General features: G+C 68.2%; 15 protein-coding genes and 7 pseudogenes. 16 read left to right on the top strand and 6 right to left on the bottom strand.

Annotated features, from left to right (window positions below; translation table 11 throughout):
* The 10 genes and pseudogenes from OG985_RS45165 to OG985_RS45120 form a co-directional block, all read left to right on the top strand.
* Positions 1–183: pseudogene (locus OG985_RS45165) on the top strand (transposase); the annotation flags it as partial.
* A 90-nt stretch (positions 184–273) separates the two neighbouring features.
* Positions 274–543 (top strand): transposase, encoded by a 270-nt coding sequence (locus OG985_RS45160; protein ID WP_371674164.1) that lies wholly within the window; start codon positions 274–276, stop codon positions 541–543.
* Positions 495–614, top strand: coding sequence for a hypothetical protein (locus OG985_RS45155; protein ID WP_371674163.1), 120 nt, complete (start codon positions 495–497; stop codon positions 612–614). Before OG985_RS45160 ends, OG985_RS45155 begins: the two co-directional genes overlap by 49 nt.
* A 294-nt stretch (positions 615–908) precedes the next feature.
* Positions 909–1,385 (top strand): transposase, encoded by a 477-nt coding sequence (locus tag OG985_RS45150; protein ID WP_371666757.1) that lies wholly within the window; start codon positions 909–911, stop codon positions 1,383–1,385.
* Positions 1,375–1,569, top strand: coding sequence for a hypothetical protein (locus tag OG985_RS45145; RefSeq protein WP_371666759.1), 195 nt, complete (start codon positions 1,375–1,377; stop codon positions 1,567–1,569). The genes OG985_RS45150 and OG985_RS45145 overlap by 11 nt, the downstream gene beginning before the upstream one ends.
* A 20-nt stretch (positions 1,570–1,589) precedes the next feature.
* The gene (locus tag OG985_RS45140) at positions 1,590–2,138 is read left to right on the top strand and encodes a winged helix-turn-helix domain-containing protein (protein ID WP_371674162.1); all 549 of its coding nucleotides are present in this window, start codon (positions 1,590–1,592) and stop codon (positions 2,136–2,138) included.
* Complete coding sequence (locus OG985_RS45135) at positions 2,135–2,725, top strand: IS630 family transposase (RefSeq protein ID WP_371666678.1); 591 nt, start codon at positions 2,135–2,137, stop codon at positions 2,723–2,725. Before OG985_RS45140 ends, OG985_RS45135 begins: the two co-directional genes overlap by 4 nt.
* 168 nt (positions 2,726–2,893) lie before the next feature.
* Positions 2,894–3,376, top strand: coding sequence for a transposase (locus OG985_RS45130; RefSeq protein WP_371666735.1), 483 nt, complete (start codon positions 2,894–2,896; stop codon positions 3,374–3,376).
* Positions 3,373–3,741, top strand: coding sequence for a transposase (locus OG985_RS45125; protein ID WP_371666760.1), 369 nt, complete (start codon positions 3,373–3,375; stop codon positions 3,739–3,741). Before OG985_RS45130 ends, OG985_RS45125 begins: the two co-directional genes overlap by 4 nt.
* Before the next feature lie 205 nt (positions 3,742–3,946).
* Positions 3,947–5,164 (top strand): IS110 family transposase, encoded by a 1,218-nt coding sequence (locus OG985_RS45120; RefSeq protein ID WP_371666761.1) that lies wholly within the window; start codon positions 3,947–3,949, stop codon positions 5,162–5,164.
* 348 nt (positions 5,165–5,512) lie between these two features.
* Here the strand turns inward: OG985_RS45120 and OG985_RS45115 are convergent, their stop codons facing one another.
* Positions 5,513–6,922: an IS701 family transposase gene (locus OG985_RS45115; RefSeq protein WP_371666762.1), complete on the bottom strand. Its 1,410-nt coding sequence runs from the start codon at positions 6,920–6,922 to the stop codon at positions 5,513–5,515.
* Between the two features lie 119 nt (positions 6,923–7,041).
* On the opposite strand from OG985_RS45115, the pseudogene OG985_RS45110 reads away from it, so the two are divergent.
* From OG985_RS45110 to OG985_RS45095, 4 genes and pseudogenes are all read left to right on the top strand, one after another.
* A pseudogene (locus tag OG985_RS45110) lies at positions 7,042–7,275 on the top strand (transposase); the annotation flags it as partial.
* Positions 7,276–7,284: 9 nt separating this feature from the next.
* Positions 7,285–7,590: pseudogene (locus tag OG985_RS45105) on the top strand (ISL3 family transposase); the annotation flags it as partial.
* A 257-nt stretch (positions 7,591–7,847) separates the two neighbouring features.
* Positions 7,848–8,984 (top strand): Fic family protein, encoded by a 1,137-nt coding sequence (locus tag OG985_RS45100; protein ID WP_371666763.1) that lies wholly within the window; start codon positions 7,848–7,850, stop codon positions 8,982–8,984.
* Between the two features lie 338 nt (positions 8,985–9,322).
* A complete protein-coding gene (locus OG985_RS45095; protein ID WP_371674251.1) occupies positions 9,323–9,844 on the top strand; it encodes an ATP-binding protein in 522 nt (173 codons plus the stop codon).
* A gap of 595 nt (positions 9,845–10,439) precedes the next feature.
* On the opposite strand, the gene OG985_RS45090 is transcribed toward OG985_RS45095, so the two are convergent.
* Both OG985_RS45090 and OG985_RS45085 read right to left on the bottom strand, forming a co-directional pair.
* Positions 10,440–10,901, bottom strand: coding sequence for a hypothetical protein (locus OG985_RS45090; RefSeq protein WP_371674716.1), 462 nt, complete (start codon positions 10,899–10,901; stop codon positions 10,440–10,442).
* A gap of 247 nt (positions 10,902–11,148) precedes the next feature.
* A pseudogene (locus OG985_RS45085) lies at positions 11,149–11,712 on the bottom strand (transposase family protein); the annotation flags it as partial.
* Positions 11,713–12,317: 605 nt separating this feature from the next.
* Between OG985_RS45085 and OG985_RS45080 the strand changes: the two are divergent.
* Positions 12,318–13,211: a DDE-type integrase/transposase/recombinase gene (locus OG985_RS45080; RefSeq protein ID WP_371674161.1), complete on the top strand. Its 894-nt coding sequence runs from the start codon at positions 12,318–12,320 to the stop codon at positions 13,209–13,211.
* 193 nt (positions 13,212–13,404) lie between these two features.
* Here OG985_RS45080 and OG985_RS45075 read toward each other — a convergent pair whose 3' ends face one another.
* Positions 13,405–13,839 carry a hypothetical protein gene (locus OG985_RS45075; protein WP_371674160.1) on the bottom strand — a complete coding sequence of 145 codons (435 nt, stop codon included), beginning with the start codon at positions 13,837–13,839 and terminating at the stop codon, positions 13,405–13,407.
* Positions 13,840–14,176: 337 nt separating this feature from the next.
* Here OG985_RS45075 and OG985_RS45070 point away from each other — a divergent pair.
* A pseudogene (locus OG985_RS45070) lies at positions 14,177–15,373 on the top strand (IS4 family transposase); the annotation flags it as partial.
* Between the two features lie 428 nt (positions 15,374–15,801).
* Here OG985_RS45070 and OG985_RS45065 read toward each other — a convergent pair.
* Both OG985_RS45065 and OG985_RS45060 read right to left on the bottom strand, forming a co-directional pair.
* Positions 15,802–16,286 (bottom strand): annotated as a pseudogene (locus OG985_RS45065) (transposase); the annotation flags it as partial.
* A 151-nt stretch (positions 16,287–16,437) separates the two neighbouring features.
* Positions 16,438–17,875: pseudogene (locus OG985_RS45060) on the bottom strand (IS1380 family transposase).
* Between the last annotated feature and the right edge of the window lie 40 nt (positions 17,876–17,915).

Raw genomic sequence — 17,915 nt, 5'->3', positions numbered from 1 at the left:
TCCTCATTGATCGCCCGCGGCTTGTCCGGCGTCCAGCTCGTCAGCTCCGACGCACACACCGGACTGGTGGCCGCCATCGGTGCGGTTCTGCCCGGCTCATCGTGGCAACGCTGCCGAACTCACTACGCCCGAAACTTGCTGAGCCAGGTTCCGAAATCGGCCCAGCCCTGTCTGAGAACGGTCTGTCCAGCGAATTGCTGGAGGAGCTGGCCGCGTTCGCGGCCGAGAAGGTCCAGGGCGACCAGGGGCCGCGGCTGATGGGCGAGGGCGGGCTTGCTGCCCGAACTGGCCCGGCATCTGATGCAGGCCGCCCTGGAGGTCGAGATGGACGAGCACCTCGCCGCCGGGGCCGGCCGGATCGGCGGGCGCGGGTCCCGCTCGGGCGGCAACATGCGCAACGGCTACCGGGCCAGGAAGGTCATGACGGAGGTTGGCGCCATGACGGTGCAAGTCCCCAGAGACAGGCTGGGCACTTCCGGCCCCGGCTGCTGCCCGTGCACGCCCGCCGCACGGGTGCGCTGGACGACCTGGTGCTCTCGCTGACCGCGAAGGGCCTGACCTCCGGCGAGATCGTCTCCCGCCTCACCCAGACGTACGGGATGACGACCACGTAGGAGACCATCTCCACCATCACCGACAGTCATAGTGATATCCGGGTCCCCGGTGGTTGTGGCCCAATCACTGACTGACGTCCTGCTGGGCTGTCCTTGCTTTGATCTGTCCGACCGCCGGGGCCCCGGTTCCCAGGGCTCCGGCCGGGCGGAGCATGACCTCATAGGAGCCTGGCAAGAGGCCCCCTGACTGTCCTGTCTGCTCTTTCCGGCCGGAGCTACCTTCGGCAAGAAAGGCAGCTCCAGCATGACAGGCACAGAGGCGGCGGACACGAGGACCAGTTCGTGGTCGGCGGGGTGGACTCGCACGCTGACACCATCCACGTCGCCGTGGTGACCGACCGGGGCGGGCACCTCGCCGACGCCCAATTCCCCACCAACGCTGCTGGATACGCCGCCGCGATCGCCTTCCTGGAGGCCCACGGCACCGTCGCCGCCGTCGGCGTGGAGGGCACGTCCTCCTACGGCTCCGGCTTCACACACGCCGCCCGGCAGGCCGGCCTGGTCGTCGTCGAGGTCAACCGGCCCGACAAGGCCGAACGCCGCAGGATCGGCAAGTCCGACCCGATCGACGCCTACGCCGCGGCCCGCGCCGTCGTCTCCGGACGCGCGACCAGCGCTCCGAAGGACGGGGCCATCGTCGGGATACGCGCTCTGCAGACCGCCGCCCGCTCGGCGATCAAGGCCCGCACCGCGACACTCAACCAGATCACGCACCTCCTGATCACCGCCCCCCGACGCCATCCGCGCCAAGTACAGCGCATTGTCCGGTGACAAGCGCGTCACCACCCTTGCCCGGCTCCGGCCGGCCAGCGACCCCGCGCACGCCCCGCTCCTGACGGCCCTGCGGACGCTGGCCAAGCGGGTCCAGAGCCTGACCGAGGAACACACGGTCCTGACCGGGGAGCTCGACCAGCTGGTCACCATCCTCAACCCCGGCCTGCGCGCCGCCTACTGATCTTTTCGTAAGTTCGGTGGGTGTGGTGGCTGTGTGGGTGGGAGGCTGTCGGGGTGGCTTATCAACCTTCCCGTTCGGTTGCCGGCTCCTCCCTTCCTCCTTTGTCGCGGCCTCAGTTGGCGGAGGCGCGTCGTGTTCGGGCAGTCGAGTTGTTCGAGGACAGCGTTTCGAATGCGGACATCGCGAGGGCGGTGGGGGTGTGTGCCGAAAGCGTGCGGCGTTGGCGGCGGGTGTGGGAGCACGGCGGTGCTTCGGCCCTGCGGCGACGGGCAGCTACCGGACGCCCACCCAAGCTGGACGACGCCCAAGTCGAGATGGTCCGGGCCGCGTTGGAGCAAGGTGCCCAGGCTCATGGTTTCGAGGCCGACCTGTGGACCCTGGAACGAGTCGGCGCGGTCGTCACCCAGGAAACGGGGGTGGTGTTGTCGAGGGCATCGGTGTGGCGGCTGCTGACCGGCCGGCTCGGATGGAGCCTGCAACGGCCCGAGCGGCGGGCGGTCGAGCGGGACGATTCGGAGATCGCCCGCTGGATCGCGCACGAGTGGCCGCGGATCAAAAAGGGGCCGTGAACACACGTGCCTGGATCGTCTTCCTCGACGAATCAGGCGTCTCCCTGCTCCCGCAGATCCGCCGCACCTACTCGCCCCGAGGGCGGACTCCGCTCCTGCGGCACCGCCTGAACTGGAAGCGCGCGTCGATGGCCGGGGCCTTGGGCTACCACTCCACCGATCCCGATCGCGGGGCTCGCCTGTGCTTCCACCTCAAGCCCGGCAGCTACGACACCGCCGGACTCATCGAGGTCCTGGAGCAGATAAAGGCGTTCTACCGCGGCGAGCGAGTGGTCCTGGTCTGGGACGGCCTGTCCGCCCACTGGAGCCGGGCGATGCGGGCCTGGGTCGCCGAACAGGACTGGCTCACGCTGGAACGATTACCCGCCTACGCTCCCGAGCTGAACCCGGTGGAACTGCTGTGGTCCTCGCTCAAGAAACGTGAACTCGCCAACCTCGCCGGCGACCACCTCGCCGATGTCGCCGACGCTACCGAGCAAGGCATCCACCGCATCAACGCCAACCCCCGACTGCCATGGTCATTCCTCGCCCATACCGGCCTGACCATCCACCCACCACACCCACCGAACTTACGAAAAGATCAGTAGTGCTGGATTCCGCTTTGGTTGGGTATATGTCTTGGTGGCGGGGTAGTTGGGGGTGCTCGGGGGCGGGTGCTGGGCATGGTGTTATGGGCACGGCCGGGCTGTGACGAGGACGAACGGGCAGTTGTCCGTCGGTTGTCGCGGGCGCGGAAGGCGCCGCGGGATGTGGTGATGCGGGCCCGGATGATCGAGCTGAGCTGGTCGGGGCTGCGGGTGCCGGCGATCGCGGTGGAGCTGGGCTGCAGCGAGAAAACGGTCCGCTGCTGGCTGCACCGCTTCAACCGCTCCGGGCTGGAGGGGCTGGATGATCTGGGCGGGCAGGGCCGCAAGCGGCGGATCACCGAGGCCGAGCGATCCCGGATCATCGCTCTGGTCAAACAGGTGCCGCCGGGCCGGCTGCGGTGGGAGCCGGGCGGGGAACTGTGGGCGGCCGACGAAGCCGGGCCGGCCGAGTGGACGCTGGACTCCCTGGCCGCCCAGGCCCGGCAGCTGGGTATCGAGGTCGGCCGCTCCCAGGTGCGCAGGATCCTGGTTGCCGAGGGGGTGCGCTGGCGCCGTACCCGATCCTGGACCCGTTCAAAGGACCCGGACTTCGCGGGAAAAGGACGCGGATCATCGGCCTCTACACCCAGCCACCCGACGGCGCGACGGTGATCTGCGCCGGCGAACTGGGGCCGGTGATCCCCCGCACTTTTCCGCCCGCACCGGGCTGGTCACCCGACGGGCACCGGATCAAGTCCGAGCTCGACTACAGCCGCGGGGCAGAAAAGACCTGGGTCTACGGGGCTTTACGCATCCGGGACGGCCAGCAGATCACCATGGCCGCATCCTCCCGCAACAGCGTCTTCTACCAGCAATTCCTTCAACTGGTCGAGGACGCCAATCCGGCCGGTGAGATCTGGATCGTCACCGACAACCTGTCCTCCCACAACAGCCTGTCCACCCGGACCTGGCTGGAGGACCCCGTTATGTTCTTCGCGGTCCTGCAAGAGGGCCGTTGGCCTCCGGGCCCGGCATGACTGTGTCCCCCTGTCGAACGGATGACCTGGGGGGTGGTGTCACCAGGCCCGGGAGGTGCCGTCGGAGACGCTGATGAGAGGTCCGGCCACCGCCCGGTCCGGTGCAATGCCGGACAGCTCGCGGGCGGCAGGTCTGCATAACGTGGATGCGCGCGTACGACACCACTGCCGAGGCCGGCACGTTCAACTCCCCTGGAAGGGCGCGATGTTCGACACCGAAGACGTGGGCGTGTTCCTCGGCCTGGACGTCGGCAAGACCGCTCACCACGGCCACGGGCTCACTCCGGCCGGCAAGAAGGTCTTCGACAAGCAGCTGCCCAACAGCGAGCCGAAACTGCGGGCCGTGTTCGACAAACTGGCCGCGAAGTTCGGCACCGTACTGGTAGTCGTGGACCAGCCCGCATCCATCGGAGCCCTCCCGCTCACGGTCGCCCGCGACGCGGGCTGCAAGGTCGCCTACCTGCCCGGACTCGCAATGCGGCGGATCGCCGACCTGTATCCGGGCGAGGCCAAGACCGACGCCAAGGACGCCGCCGTGATCGCGGACGCGGCCCGCACCATGCCGCACACCCTGCGCTCGCTGGAACTCACCGACGAGATCACCGCCGAACTCACGGTCCTCGTCGGCTTCGACCAGGACCTCGCGGCCGAGGCCACCCGCACGTCCAACCGGATACGCGGCCTGCTCACCCAGTTCCACCCCAGCCTGGAACGCGTGCTGGGCCCTCGCCTCGACCACCAGGCCGTCACCTGGCTGCTGGAGCGCTACGGCTCCCCGGCCGCCCTGCGCAAAGCCGGCCGCCGCAGACTCGTCGAACTGATCCGGCCCAAGGCCCCGCGCATGGCCGCCCGGCTGATCGACGATGTCTTCGCCGCGCTCGATGAACAGACTGTGATCGTGCCCGGCACCGGCACCCTCGACATCGTGATTCCCTCCCTGGCCGCATCGCTCGCCGCTGTCCACGCACAGCGCCGGGCCCTGGAGACGCAGATCAACGCCCTGCTGGAGGCTCACCCTCTTTCCCCGGTCCTGACGTCGATGCCGGGAGTCGGCGTCAGGACCGCCGCCGTCCTGCTGGTCACCGTCGGCGACGGCACCAGCTTCCCCACCGCCGCCCACCTCGCCTCCTACGCCGGACTCGCCCCCGCGACCAGGTCGTCCGGGACCTCGATCCACGGCGAACACGCACCCAGAGGCGGAAACCGGCAGCTCAAACGCGCCATGTTCCTCTCCGCCTTCGCCTGCATGAACGCCGATCCCGCCTCCCGCGCCTACTACGACAAGCAACGCGCCCGCGGTAAAACCCACACCCAGGCCCTCCTCCGCCTCGCCCGCCAACGCATCAGCGTCCTGTTCGCCATGCTCCGAGACGGCACCTTCTACGAGTCCCGCACGCCCGCGGTCGTCGAGCTCGCCGCATGACCACAGCAAGACCGAATCGCCCCAAACCCGACAGGGGTGCCTTGACGAAGGACATAGAGGCCCCCCCCGCATCCACCACGCGTTCATCCCGGTCGGCGCCTGCTGGCTGAACCTGCAGGAAGGCTGGTGGCGGATCTTCCGCAAGACCGCCCTGGCCGGACGGTCCTTCGCCAACCCCGACGACATCACCCAGGCCACAGCCGTGGCCACCCGGCAACTCAACGCCCGAGCCCGCCCCTGGATCTGGGGCCGGCCAGCCCCGCCCACCCGCCAACTACGACGCCGATATGTGTACATCCAATGAGGAATGCAGCAGTAGCGGTAGTTCGTTAAATCCGGAGGTAGAGATCAAGGCCGTGTCCGGTGGTGACCGCGTCGATCAGGGCCTGGAGGTCGGGGGGTGGGTCTCTGTCCGTCCAGGATCGCCACCATCGGTTCAGGGTGGTGGCGGGGGTGAGCCAGGCGCGGACCGAACGTAATGCCTTGGGCCAGCAGGGCAGTTGGGGTGGGTGGGGTTCGGTTGGTCCCCCTCTCTGGCCCCTCGTCGGGGCACGGGTCCGGGGCGGTGTCATCCAGGGGTCCGGGTGGGTTGAACCACTGGTCCCAGCAGAAGGAGAACGCGCAGTTGACCAGGGTCTGGTGGCGGCGGATGGCGCGATCGGAGCGGACCTGGAAGTCGGCCCAGCCGAGTTCGTCCTTGATCTGTTTGTAGCTCTGCTCGATCCACGGCCGCAGGCCGTAGAGGCGGACGATCTCGGCGAGGTCGGCCGGCGGATGCGGGCTGGTGGCGGCGTGGGGTGCGTCGGGGTGGGGCAGGTTGGTGGCCAGGTACCAGGTGGCCTTCTCCGGCAGCCGGGCTGGGTCGGTGGTGGCCACGACCAGACGGCAGGGCGAGTCGGGACCGTAGCCGCCCAGGCGGGCATCGGCGGCCCACCAGGTCTCGGTGTGCCCGTCGCGGAAGTGACGCTCCACGGCCGTCCAGTCGCCAGGGCGTCTGGCACCCTTCCAGGTCAGGGCGTGCGCGGCCTCGATGGGGGTGTGCGGCTGGTCGGCCGGAGCCCAGGTGCCGCGGTGCGGCTTGAACGCGACCACGTAGGCCAGGCCGGCCTCGCGCAGCGCGAGATACCAGGTGTCGCTGACGGAGTAGGCGCAGTCGGCGACCACTGCCCGGCAGCCGAAGCCCGCATCCTTCCCGCGGGCCGCGAGAGCGGCGGCCAGCTGCGGTTTCGTACGGAAGGCCAGATCAGCCCGGCCGCGGGCGAAGTGATGGGCGGGGGTGTAGGGAGTCGCGTGCAGCGGGTAGTACACGCGGCCGTCGGTCCACACCGTGGTCACCGTGACGACGCCGTTGTCCGTCTTGCCCAGCCGGCCCAGCCACTGCCGGCCCACGTGCGCGGTCGCGGTGCCGTCCTTGCGGTCTCCGGAATCGTCGATCACGATGACCCCGCCGTCGTGCGGAGCGGTCGCCGGCTCCTCGTGCAGCAGCTCAAGCCGCCGGTCGTTGATCTGCTCGGCCTCCCAGGGCGACTCGGACAGGAAGAACTGCAGCCGCTGCACCCCTGGCATTCCTGCACCTGCCACCGGTTCCGCCCCTGCCAGGCAGGTGATCGTCTTGTTCCGCTCTCTCGGTGCCAGCAGCCCGGTCAGGTATTCGCGAAACCCCCGCCGCTGGGCCAGGCTGAAGAAGAGGTCGTCGAACCGGGCCGCGTACTCCTCCAACGGACCCGGCGCGGGCGGACACGGACGGCGAGCAGTCATCTTCAGCCCCCAGCAAGGCAGTTGACTCCTACCACCGGCCTACGACCAACCCAACCCGTCGTCAATCCCCACCACCGGCCGGATTTAACGAACTACCGGTAACCGCCGTCAACGAGGATGAGGCCCGGCAACGGCTCGCCAACTTCGACGCCACGTGGGGCAAGCGCTACCCCTCCATCGCCGGCACCTGGCAGCGGACCTGGAGCAAGGTCGTACCCTTCCCCGGCCTGCCCGACGCCATCCGCCAGGTCGTCTGCACCACCAACGCCATCGAGTCCCTCAACGCCCGCTACCGGCGCCGGCCCAGGCCTGCGGGCACTTCCCCAACGAGCAGGCCGCCCTCAAACGCCTGAAGCGGTGCAGTCAGCGACAGGTGGCATCTCTGGTCCAACCTGTGCGGCAGGGTCCTGTCCCAGGTCCGCTCCCACGCCGCCTGCTGGGCCACCGCTGTGAACCCCGCCCGGCCCCAGGGCGTACGCGAGCAGACCACCCGCGAGCGCTGGCAGCGGGTTCACCATCTGCTCGGCCAGGGCGTCGGCCTGCTCGAATGCGCCCGCCGCCTCGATGTCGCCCTGAACACCGTCAAGCGGTACGCCCGCATGAAGGAGCCCACCGGCGACCGCCGCGCACCCCCCTACAAGCCCACGCTCGTCGACCGGTCGCGCAAACCGGACTTGTCGGGCGAGCGGTGCCCAGTAGAAGGTCAGCGCCGCAGAGGGGCGGGCAGCAACGGATTTTCGGGCTCCTGTCGGCGCCGCCATTGTCGGCCCGGCTCGCTGCCTTGCGTGGCTATGCACCGAAACCGAACCGGCGTCTTGGAGGTGCTTGAGCCGCGACCGGTCAGTGCACCGCGAAGTGACCCTCCGCGCCGTCGTGGCATCGTCGTCATCTTGACATGATGATTATGTCATGGTGTCATGCTGTCATGCTGTACAAGACACCCTCACTGGATGCTGATGACCGCCGGGTCCTTGAGGAGATCGAGAACATGCGCATACGGCTGCGCCATCAGTTGCGCACCCAGCCGCGCTGGTCGGGTCAGCTGCGGCGCAACCTGACCGCCCGGGCGATCGCCGGGTCGAACACGATCGAGGGGTATGCCGCCACCGTCGATGATGTGGAAGCGCTGATGACGGGCGAGGAACCGCTCGAGACGGCAGATCGCACCCGCGTGGAACTGGAGGGCTATCAGCGGGCGATGACCTATATCCAGGCCCTCGCCAGCGCCGGGGAGGAATTCCGCTACGACGCAGGCCTCCTCAACGGCCTGCAGTTCATGATGCAGGGCCACCACCTGGACAAGCGTCCCGGCCGGTGGCGTGACGGTCCGGTGTATGTCACCAGCCCCGACGACCCCCTGGTCCCGGCCTACACCGCACCGCCGCACGAGCAGGTACCGGCCCTGACAGGCGAACTGCTGGACTGGCTCAACGACGGCGATCTGGATGCACCGGTTCATGTGCGTGCCTCCATGGCCCATTTGAACCTGGTGAACATTCACCCGTGGAAGGACGGCAACGGCCGCATGTCCCGGGCCGTGTCCACTCTGGTCTTCGCCCGCGAAGCGCTGATGCCTCCGGAATTCTCCTCCATCGAGGAATGGCTCGGCCGCGGCCAGAACACCTACGCCTACTACCAGGTCCTGCAGCAGGTAGGTGGCCCACGCTGGAGCCCCGAGCGCGACACCCACCCCTGGATCCGCTTCTGCCTGGATGCCCACCACCGCCAGGCCCAGCAGGCCCAGCGTCGCACCGACCTGCTCTCCCGCGCCTGGATCCACCTTGCCGAGGCCGCTGAACACGACGGCCTGGACGAACGCGTCGTCTACGCCCTGCTCCCCGCCTTCTGGGGATCGCGAGTGCGCCGCACCGTCTACCAGCAGGACGCACAACTCTCCGACCAGCAGGCCATCCGCGACATCCGCGAACTCGTGCGGCGGGGCTGGCTGACCCCCCACGGCAAAGCCCGCGCCCGCTACTACGCACCCGGCCCCCGCATGACGCCAGCCCAAGAGGTAGTGCGCCAATCCCTCGAACCATACGCCGACCCGTACATGCACTGACGTGAGCCCCGTCGCATCCGCCCCGCCCGTGTGGGTGCGGCGGAGTGAGCACCAGTCACTTCTGCAGCTGGCCGCGGGGGCCAGGCCGCGGCCGCGGTCCGCCCCAGGGCATGGGACTAGCCGGCAGATGCGCCATGGCTACCGGCGCCATGTGAGGTTCGCATCGCCAGCATCCGCAGTCCTCCCCGCGCCGCACAGAAGTCAGTTATATCCGTTTTGGGTACTGGTTGCTCAGGTTCCAGACGGGTCCGGGGCGGAGTGTTGTCAGTGGAGGGAAGCGGATCCCGGCAACGGGACCGGTTTTCCGTCCTGAAGCCATCCTCCCGGAAGTGATCGTCATGTACGCCACCACGACCCGCGACAGCCAGACCGGCCGGACTAGTCCGTCGGGCGGCAGCGCCGACCAACCGCGGTCCGCAACAGACATCAAAGACACCCACGCCCCGCGGATCCCGGGCCAGCGCAAGCCGGTGGACGACGTGACCCACGCACTGCAGCACCGCCCCGAAGCGGTCAGCACTGCCCGGCACACCGCCCATCAGATCCTGGCCGGCTGGAAGGTAGACGGCGAACCGGCCGACGCGGCGGTACTGATCGTCTCCGAACTGGTGACCAACGCCATTGAACACGCCCAGCCGCCCCTCGCACTGCACCTGCACCGCGAGCACACGGGCGGCAGGGTATGGGTGGGAGTCAGCGACGGCGGACCCGCAGCCAAGCCGGGAGCCTGGACCACTTCGTGCGCCCACGACGAGCACGGCCGCGGCATCACCATCGTCGACACACTCGCTCATGCCCATGGCACCCGTCCCCTCCCCCACGGAGGCACCACCCACTGGGCCCGGCTCAACACCGCCTGATCCCCACACTCCGGCCCCGCACCTGACAGCCGGGCCGGCCGGTGCGGCCACACGGCACGTCCCTCCGCGCGGCCGCACCCCGAAAGAATGGGGGCGGGATTCCACACCCCCCCGGAATCCCGCCCCCACTCCTGCGCCATCACAGTCAAGCAACCAGCCCCAGCAGACACCGAGCGGACGCTCCAGACAGGCCCGCCGGGAGCAGCACAACCCCGCCGTTGAACAAGAGGGGCTGCCGCGCGGCACAGACCGGACAGCGCACGGCCTGGAACACGCAGAAACTCAAGAGCAGACCCGCACAAAAGGTTCACCCAAGCCATGCTGCTCATAGTGAGCGCCGGGGGCGACGACATCGATGCGCTGGGCAGCTCCCTGCCGCCGCACATCGAAATTCACGCGGAAGGCCGCTGGAAAGCCCAGGGTTGTCGCCGTACGTCTGAACGCGGCCCTGGCAAGATTTTCGTGAAGCGGGGCTGTGCCACCGTGCGCCGGTTACGCTCCGTCACGGGCGGTGGCGTCGGAGGTGGGCCATGAGGACGACGCGGTGGCACAGGAGCGGAATGCCGGCGGCTGGCCATAATCCGTTACTGGAGCTTCAGGTCCGTGATGCGGCCTTCGTTGACGCCGGAGCTGAACGGGGGTGGTGATCCCCTGTACGACCGCAAGTTGGTCTTCGCGGATGGGTTTGGTCGAGCTCCGGGCAGTGTTCAAGCAGCCGACGGAGTGCCTCGGTGGGGTGCAGGCCGCGCTTCGGCGGTGTGGTGGTGATCCACCGGGCGACCTGGCGGGGTGATGGTGGCCGCTCGCGCGGTGTGTCGATCGGCAGACCGCGGCGTAGCGGCGCGATGGCCATCTTGACCCGCTGGTAGTGGCGGCCGTAGCCCTTGGCGGCAATCTCCTGGTGCAGCACGGTCGCGGTGTGCTCGCCTTCCTCCCACCGCTGCCTCAGATACTCCAGATACGGGTCGAGGCTCGTGGGCCGGCGGGGCGGAGTGCGCCGTACGCACTCCTGCCAACAGGCAGCGCGTGCGTACTTGGCCACGGTGCGGCGGTTCAAGCCGAGCTCGCGGGCTATCGCACTGAGACTGCGGGCCGTGCCGGTGTACCCCTGGACGGTCTCGAACAGTCGCTTCGCGTGACGGAGGGCGGGAGTATCGCCCCGCCTCGCACGGTTCGTCCGACGGCGGTGGGGCCGGTTCGGGTTCACGTACTGCGGCGGCCAGGCAGCCGCGGTGGGCCGCGGCGATGTCCGAAACCCGCTTCGACAGCCCCTGCCACAGGTGAAAACGGTCGCTGACCTGCACCGCGTCCGGGGCTCCCTGGGCGATGCCCTGCCGGTAGACCAGCGAACCGTCCCGGCACACCACCTCGACGCCGGGATGCGCACGCAGCCAGGAGGCCAACTGCTCGGCATCGCGCCCGGCCCACAACTCGATCGGCAGCCGCGTGTCGGCATTCACCAGCAACGTACCGTAGACGTCCGCGTACAACGCAAAGTCATCCACAACCAGCACCCGCGGTGCCGCGACCGCCGCAAGTCCCATGCGCATCAACTGGAACAGCACACTCGTCCGCGACAACGGCGTCCTCAAGATGCGCAGAAGTCGGGCCCCGCCACGGCCGGCGAGCAACACCCCGGCCATCTCGACCAGATGCTGCAGCAGCGGACTGCGACGCTGACAGCGCACCGTCAGCCCCTCCACCTGCTCGGCAAACGTCCGCCGCCCGCAATCCGCACTGTCACAAAACAACCGCCGCACCGCCAAACTGATCAGCACCGGGCGGCCCCCGGCGACATCGGCCAGCGTGCGTGAATACCGGCTGTGCACCCGCGCCGACTCGCACCGGCAATCCGGACACGCCACCATCAACTCGCGGGTACGGGCAGCGATACGGACCACGCCACCCGACGACCACACCCGTTCCACCCGCACCACATCCAGGTGCGGCGACCCAATTCGTACGAGGTCATCACACTCGCCGAAGGTCCCACTCCCCGTGACGGAGCGTCACCGGCGCACGGTGGCACAGCCCCGCTTCACGAAAATCTTGCCAGGGCCCTGAACGCGGCCAGTGACGTACGAGTGAAAAAGGCGGCTTGTTGATGCGGTGAGTCCTGTTGCTCGGCACTCTGCTGCTGGTTGGTAAGGGGCGGCGGAGGGCAGGGCGATGATGTTGGACCCGCAACGCTGGTGGGAACTGCGGCGTTTCCGTGCCCTGTTCGAGTCCGGTGCGGTGACTCTGACGGAGGTCGCCAAGGAGACGGGCCTGAACCGGAAGCCGGTCCGCATGTATCTGTCCGGGCAGGCCCCGGCCGCGCCGCCGAGGAGGTGTCGAACGGCAGGCCACGCAAGAAGGCGGTGGACGAGGTCGCGCTGCTGATCGACGCGATGCTGAAGGCGGAGATCCTCATCAAGGGTGCGGTAGTGCACGAGCGCCTGGTGAAGAACTACGGCTCCACCATCAACTACCAGTGCGTCAAGCTCTCTATCTGCAGGAAGCCCGTCCACGAGTCGCCGAGGAACTGGGCATCTCGCCGCGGGAGTTGGCGGGCATGCACCGCCGCTTCGAGGTCGTGCCCCGGGCCCAGGCCCAGGTCGACTGGGGCGACGAGGGCAAGGTTCTCGCCCACCTGAGCATCCCGAAGGTCTATTCGTTCCACATGACCCTGTCGTACTCCCGCGATCCGTTCTGCTGCTTCACCACCAGTCAGGATCTGCAGACCTTCTTCGACTGTCACCGGCGGGCGTTCGCTCACTACGGCGGGGTGCCGATGCCGATCGTTTACGACCGGACCGAGACCGTCGTCCGCCCGTACGTCGCGCCAGGTGAAGCGGTCTCGCTGCATGCGGAGGCGGTCGCCTTCGCCGGCCACTACGACTTCGACATCGACGTGCTGGTGGCCGCCTACCGCCCCACCGGCAAGGGCCGGGTCGAGCGCCAGGTCCTGATCGTCCGCGACCACGTGCTCGCCGGACGGGCCTTCTCCTCCACCGAGAGGATGGACGACGCGTTCATGGCCTGGGTGCCGCGGCGACGCGCCCGCACCCATGCAACCCACCACGGGGTCATCGGACATCGGGCCGTCCGCGACCACGCGGCCCTCAAGCCGCTGCAGCCCACCCCTTATCTGGTGACCGAACGGCAGCTGCGGCATGTCGGCAAGGACTGCCTCGTCGCCTTCGACGGCAACCTCTACTCGGTCCCGGCACGCAAGGTCCGCCCCCGCCAGCTGGTGGAGATCCGGGCCACCAAGTCGCAGATCAGCCTGCACTCGGCCACTGCAGCCGTCGGCGATGACAGCCTGCTGGCCGTCCATGCAAGGGCTGTCGGCCGTGATGTCCGCGTCGTCGACGAGAGCCACTGAAGTGGCCTGCCCGAGGAGAACAACCGGCGGACCACCACCGAAGCGTCCTTCTCCCCCGCAGCGCGACGCCACCTACGGCAGGGCACCGGACCGCTCCAGGCCCTGCTCAACAGGGCCACGGCCACCCGGATCGAGGTTGGCCGCCGGCCGCTGTCGGTCTACGACGAACTCACCGGCACCCGGGAATCCGTAGTCAAAGTTCAGGCACACTCAGCCCAGGCCGCTCGTCGTCCCAGCTCATCGAAATGATATTCCATCCAGAGCGGGTTTGTGAAAATTGAGTAGATATAATCCCCTTACTTTCAATTTTTCCCGAATGAGTCAAAGCCGACTTTCTATATACACTGAGCCGGTGCGCCATATTCCCAAATACTGTGGTGCTGGATGCAACCTCGAACTCACTAAACGAAAGCAACTCGCCGGTTATAATGGATGTTTCCCGGGAAGTGATAAAATCCGAAACTGTCGACACTTCTGGCACGCCAGAAGTGTTCCTGATCAGCCTTCCTTCGCTTGCAAAGATTCTCACTAGTCTGTCGCGGCAAGGATAACTTCCTTCACGAAAGGAAACAGCTTCAAAGAATCCGGCCATAAGCTGCTCGAGGACAACCTCTGCAGCTGCATTCACACCAGTCAACACTCCTCCTTTTTGGAGCTGGTGAACTTCAATGTTTGATTAAAATGCTTGGGAGTCAGGCATCTGTACGCGAAACGGAGGGTGAGTTGATCTTCAAGTTGCAGAAGATTAGCTAGCGCCGCTATCGTCGAAGGACGTGGCGGTGGTGCAATCCGTCGACACGTACTACTCTATCGAATGATATTTACTGGCAGACCGAATCGCCGCATGAGTAGCGCCCGCTCAAGATGAGCATGCGGTGATTGATCACGCGGCGAGCGTGAGCTTAACCTCAATACCAGTGACTTAGGGTGGTGGCTGGTAGGGTGCGTGGCGGGGAGGTGCCGGGATGCCACGGCCGGGTCAGGTGAAGCCGGAGACGGACGAGCGGTTGTCGGATCGCATCGCGGTCGGGCTGTTGACGCGGTCGTTCCCGCCGGAGCTGGTGGATCGGGTGGTGGCCCAGTGCGGGAGGTCCGGGCAGCGTAACCGGCTGCTGCCGCCGCGCGTGGTGGTCTACTTCGTGCTGGCGATGTGCTTGTTCTCCGGCCAGGGCTACGAAGAGGTCGCTCGGCTGCTGACGCATGGGCTGACCTGGGCGAAGCGCTGGTCGGGGTCGTGGCAGGTACCGACCACGGGGGCGATCTCGAGAGCGCGCGCGAGACTCGGTCCAGAACCGCTGAAGGCCCTGTTCGCCTCGGTGGCCCGGCCGTTGGCCACGGAATCGACACCGGGTGCCTTCTACGGCCGGTGGCGGCTGATGGCCATCGACGGCACAGTCTTCGACGTTCCGGACAGCCAGGAGAACGTGGCGCACTTCGGGCGCCCGAAGACCCACCGCACCCAGCGGTGTGCGTATCCGCAGGTGCGGGTGGTCGCGCTGGCCGAGTGCGGCACCCACGCCATCACCACGGCGGCTCTCGGCCCATGCACCACGTCCGAACTCGTGCTGGCCCGCGAGCTGTTCGGTCACCTGGGCGAGGACGATCTGCTGCTGGCCGACCGCGGCTTCACCGGCCTGGAGCTGTGGCGGGCGGCCTCGGCCGGCGGTGCGGACCTGCTGTGGCGCATCCGTTGCCACCAGGTGCTGCCGGTCCGCGAAGAGCTGCCCGACGGCTCGTACTTGTCAGAGATCGTCGCGGCCAGAGACCACCGCAAGCGTGCCGACCCGGAAATGGTGCGGGTGATCGAGTACACCCTGGACGATCCCGGGCAGGACGCCCCTTACCGGCTGATCACCACGGTCCTCGATCCCGATGCCGCCCCGGCCACCGAGCTGGCCGCCCTGTACCACCAGCGGTGGGAGTTCGAGAACACGCTGGACGAGCTGAAGACCCATCAACGCGGACCTGCCCAGGTCCTGCGCTCCCGCTCACCCGAAGGCGTCGAGCAGGAGGTCTGGGCACACCTGCTGGTCCACCACGCCATCCGCACCCTGATGCACGACGCCGCCGAGCAGGCCGGCCTCGACCCCGACAGGCTCTCCTTCACCCGGAGCATCCGCCTCGCACGACGCCAGGTCACCGCGCAGGCGGCCCTTTCCCCTGACCGTCTGACCGCCGCCCTCACCGACGGACTCCGCGAGATCACCGCGCGCCTGTTACCCACCCGCCGCAGACGCTCCAACCCGCGCGTGGTCAAACGCAAGATGTCCAACTTCGGCGTCAAACGCGACGAGCACTACACCTGGCCTCAGCCCACCCGGGACCCAGCAGACGCCGTGACCATCGCCCCGCACTGGCGCACCGCCCCGATCAACCCGTCAACCAAAGCCCGACGAAGCTAGGTCACTAAGTCACTGGTATTGAGCTTAACCTCGATCTTTCTTGAGGGTGCGCCGACGGAGTCGGTGGACCCTTTTGTTGTCCGGAGCTGATGCCGGGCAGTCCGGTGGCCCGGCTGTCGCGTCGGGTGGGCGCCGGGTTCCACTGCCCGGGGCGGGTGATGCTGGCGGGGACGGTGGTGGGTTGCTGGTCAGCCGGGGTCGGGCAGGAGCGCGAGTCGTCGAGGGCGGCGGTGATCTCGTCGGTCCAGGGCCAGTGCCGGGCGAGGCGGAGAATCCTGCGCCGACCGGTTGTGATGAGCTGGCCGGCCGCGGAGAACAGGCGAAAGCGCAAGCGACGCGGTTCCCAGAGCCTCGCCCGGTCGGTCAGGGCGAGCATGGGCATCCATGCCAGCAGGTCGAGCGCGATCTGGACGATCTCCATCCAGACCCGGTTCTGGGCGGTGTCGTGCAGGGGCAGGTTGCGCAGGCCGGTGGCCCGGGCGGCCCGGATCCGGTCCTCGGCCCGTGCCCGGAGCCGGTGACGCAGCTCGAGGGCGGCGATCGGCCGGCCGGTGGTGTTGGTCGCGAAGCATGTGATCCGCATGCCGTCCGCGTCCGTGATCCTCAACTGGGCGCCAGGATGGGGCCGTTCCTTGCGGACGATGAGCCGTATGCCCTTGGGCCAGCCGTTAACCTCGGCATTTCGGTTGGGGCGATGAGGCGTTGCTGAGGGGCGGCTGTCGGGTGACCGACGCGATTTCGGTGCTCGGGCATGGCGGAATCCCGGCGCGGTGGTCGGGTTCTCCAGGGGCCTTCGGGTCGTGGGCCGGCGGGGTGGTTGCCGGTCAGCCGGCTGGACGGGGCAGTGCGGCGAGGCGGTGGAAAGCCGCGACCAGTTCGTTTCTCCATGGCCAGGTCGCCGATATCCGCAAGCGCAGGCGTCGGCCGCCGCGGGTGAGGCGGGCAGCGACGTGCAGCAGCCGGTAGCGGAGCTTCTTCGGCTCGGCGGTGGCCAGTTCCCCGTCCAGCAGTGCAGCAGGACGCGCGTCCAGGCGAGCAGGTCGATCGCCGCGAGGCTGAGTTCGAGCCAAACGGCGTTGACACCGAAGCCGCGGGAGGGGAAGCGGCCGAAGCCGGTGGTCTTGCCGCACCGGATGTGGTCCTCGACCGTGGCATGCCCGCGGTGACGGACCTCGAGGAACTGGGCGAAACCACCACCGGAGTAGGGGGTGTCGGTGAGGAACACCTGATGCCGCAGGCCCTCGTCCTGATCGAACAGGGACAGCTGGGCTCCGGGGTGCGGCCGCTCCCGGCGCACGATGATGCGGGTGCCGGTCGGATAGCCGTCCAGGTCGACCATCCCGGTCAGCTCGGCGACCTCGGCGCCATCACGCAGTGTCCCGTCCTGGTCCAGGGCGGGATGCCAGAGGCGGTCGGGCATGGCCCGAATGGCTCGGCGGACCGGCTCGGTGATTGCGTATCCGACCGAGAAGAAGGCACGAATTCCTCGTTTCCGCAGGTCGCGGACGTGGGTGAGGAAGGCTTTCGCGGATCCGGCGCTGTCGGCGCGGACCAGGATGTCGGTGCCGTGCCGGTGAGCGTCGGGGATCTGCGCGAGCGCCTGGTCGAGCACCGCGATGTGATCGGCGGCAGTGTTGGCTCCGGAGTTGCCGGGCCGTAGCCGCCCCGACACGGCCTCGCCGGTGTTCGCGAGGAAACACAGCAGCGGGTGGAAGCCGAAGCCGCCCTTATAGGTGCGCCCTGCTCTTTCTCGGAGTGGCAGGTCACCAGCGTGGCGTCGAGGTCCAGAACCAGGCCGGGAAGTTCTCGTCCGCCGGCCCGGGCAGCAGGTATGCCCTCGCCGGTCTCGGCGGCCTGCATCCAGGCGACTTCCCGGGCCGTGGCGCGGGCCGCTCGCAGCGAAGCGAGTGCAGCCTCGTCGGTGTCGGCGAGCAACCGCCAAGCGGTGGGCGTGGAGGCGACCGGGCCGAACACCCCTGCCTGTCCCGCAGCGCGGCCAAATCCGCGATCGCCTCACCGCCGTCGGCGAGCATCACCGCCAGGTCGGTGGCGACCCGGCCCGGATCATGCCCGGTCCCGCGCGGCCGAAGCGGCCTGAGAGCGGCGGAGTATGCGGCGGTCAGCCCGGTGGGCATCAGCGAGATCCGCCAGCAGCCGTGCCCCGGCATGCCCGACCACCCCCGAACCATCGGCACTGACACGGACCTTGGGACGCAACCCGATAGCCTGCACGTAGAAAGTGCCCTCCGCCTGGACCGACAGAACCCCTCAGCAAGGTTCATCGTCCCAGGTCAGGAAGGCA

This window comes from Streptomyces sp. NBC_00289 (assembly GCF_041435115.1).
Taxonomy (GTDB): Bacteria; Actinomycetota; Actinomycetes; order Streptomycetales; family Streptomycetaceae; genus Streptomyces.
The sequence above is the reverse complement of the archived record's forward strand: the minus strand, read 5'-3'. Positions and strand labels throughout refer to the sequence as shown.

What these genes read in the sequence shown, in the direction of transcription:
- OG985_RS45130 (WP_371666735.1), top strand. Translation starts at nt 2,894, where the DNA reads ATGCGGGCCCGGATGATCGAGCTGAGCTGGTCGGGGCTGCGGGTGCCG.
- OG985_RS45120 (WP_371666761.1), top strand. Translation starts at nt 3,947, where the DNA reads ATGTTCGACACCGAAGACGTGGGCGTGTTCCTCGGCCTGGACGTCGGC.
- OG985_RS45115 (WP_371666762.1), bottom strand. Translation starts at nt 6,922, where the DNA reads ATGACTGCTCGCCGTCCGTGTCCGCCCGCGCCGGGTCCGTTGGAGGAG.
- OG985_RS45100 (WP_371666763.1), top strand. Translation starts at nt 7,848, where the DNA reads ATGCTGTACAAGACACCCTCACTGGATGCTGATGACCGCCGGGTCCTT.
- OG985_RS45095 (WP_371674251.1), top strand. Translation starts at nt 9,323, where the DNA reads ATGTACGCCACCACGACCCGCGACAGCCAGACCGGCCGGACTAGTCCG.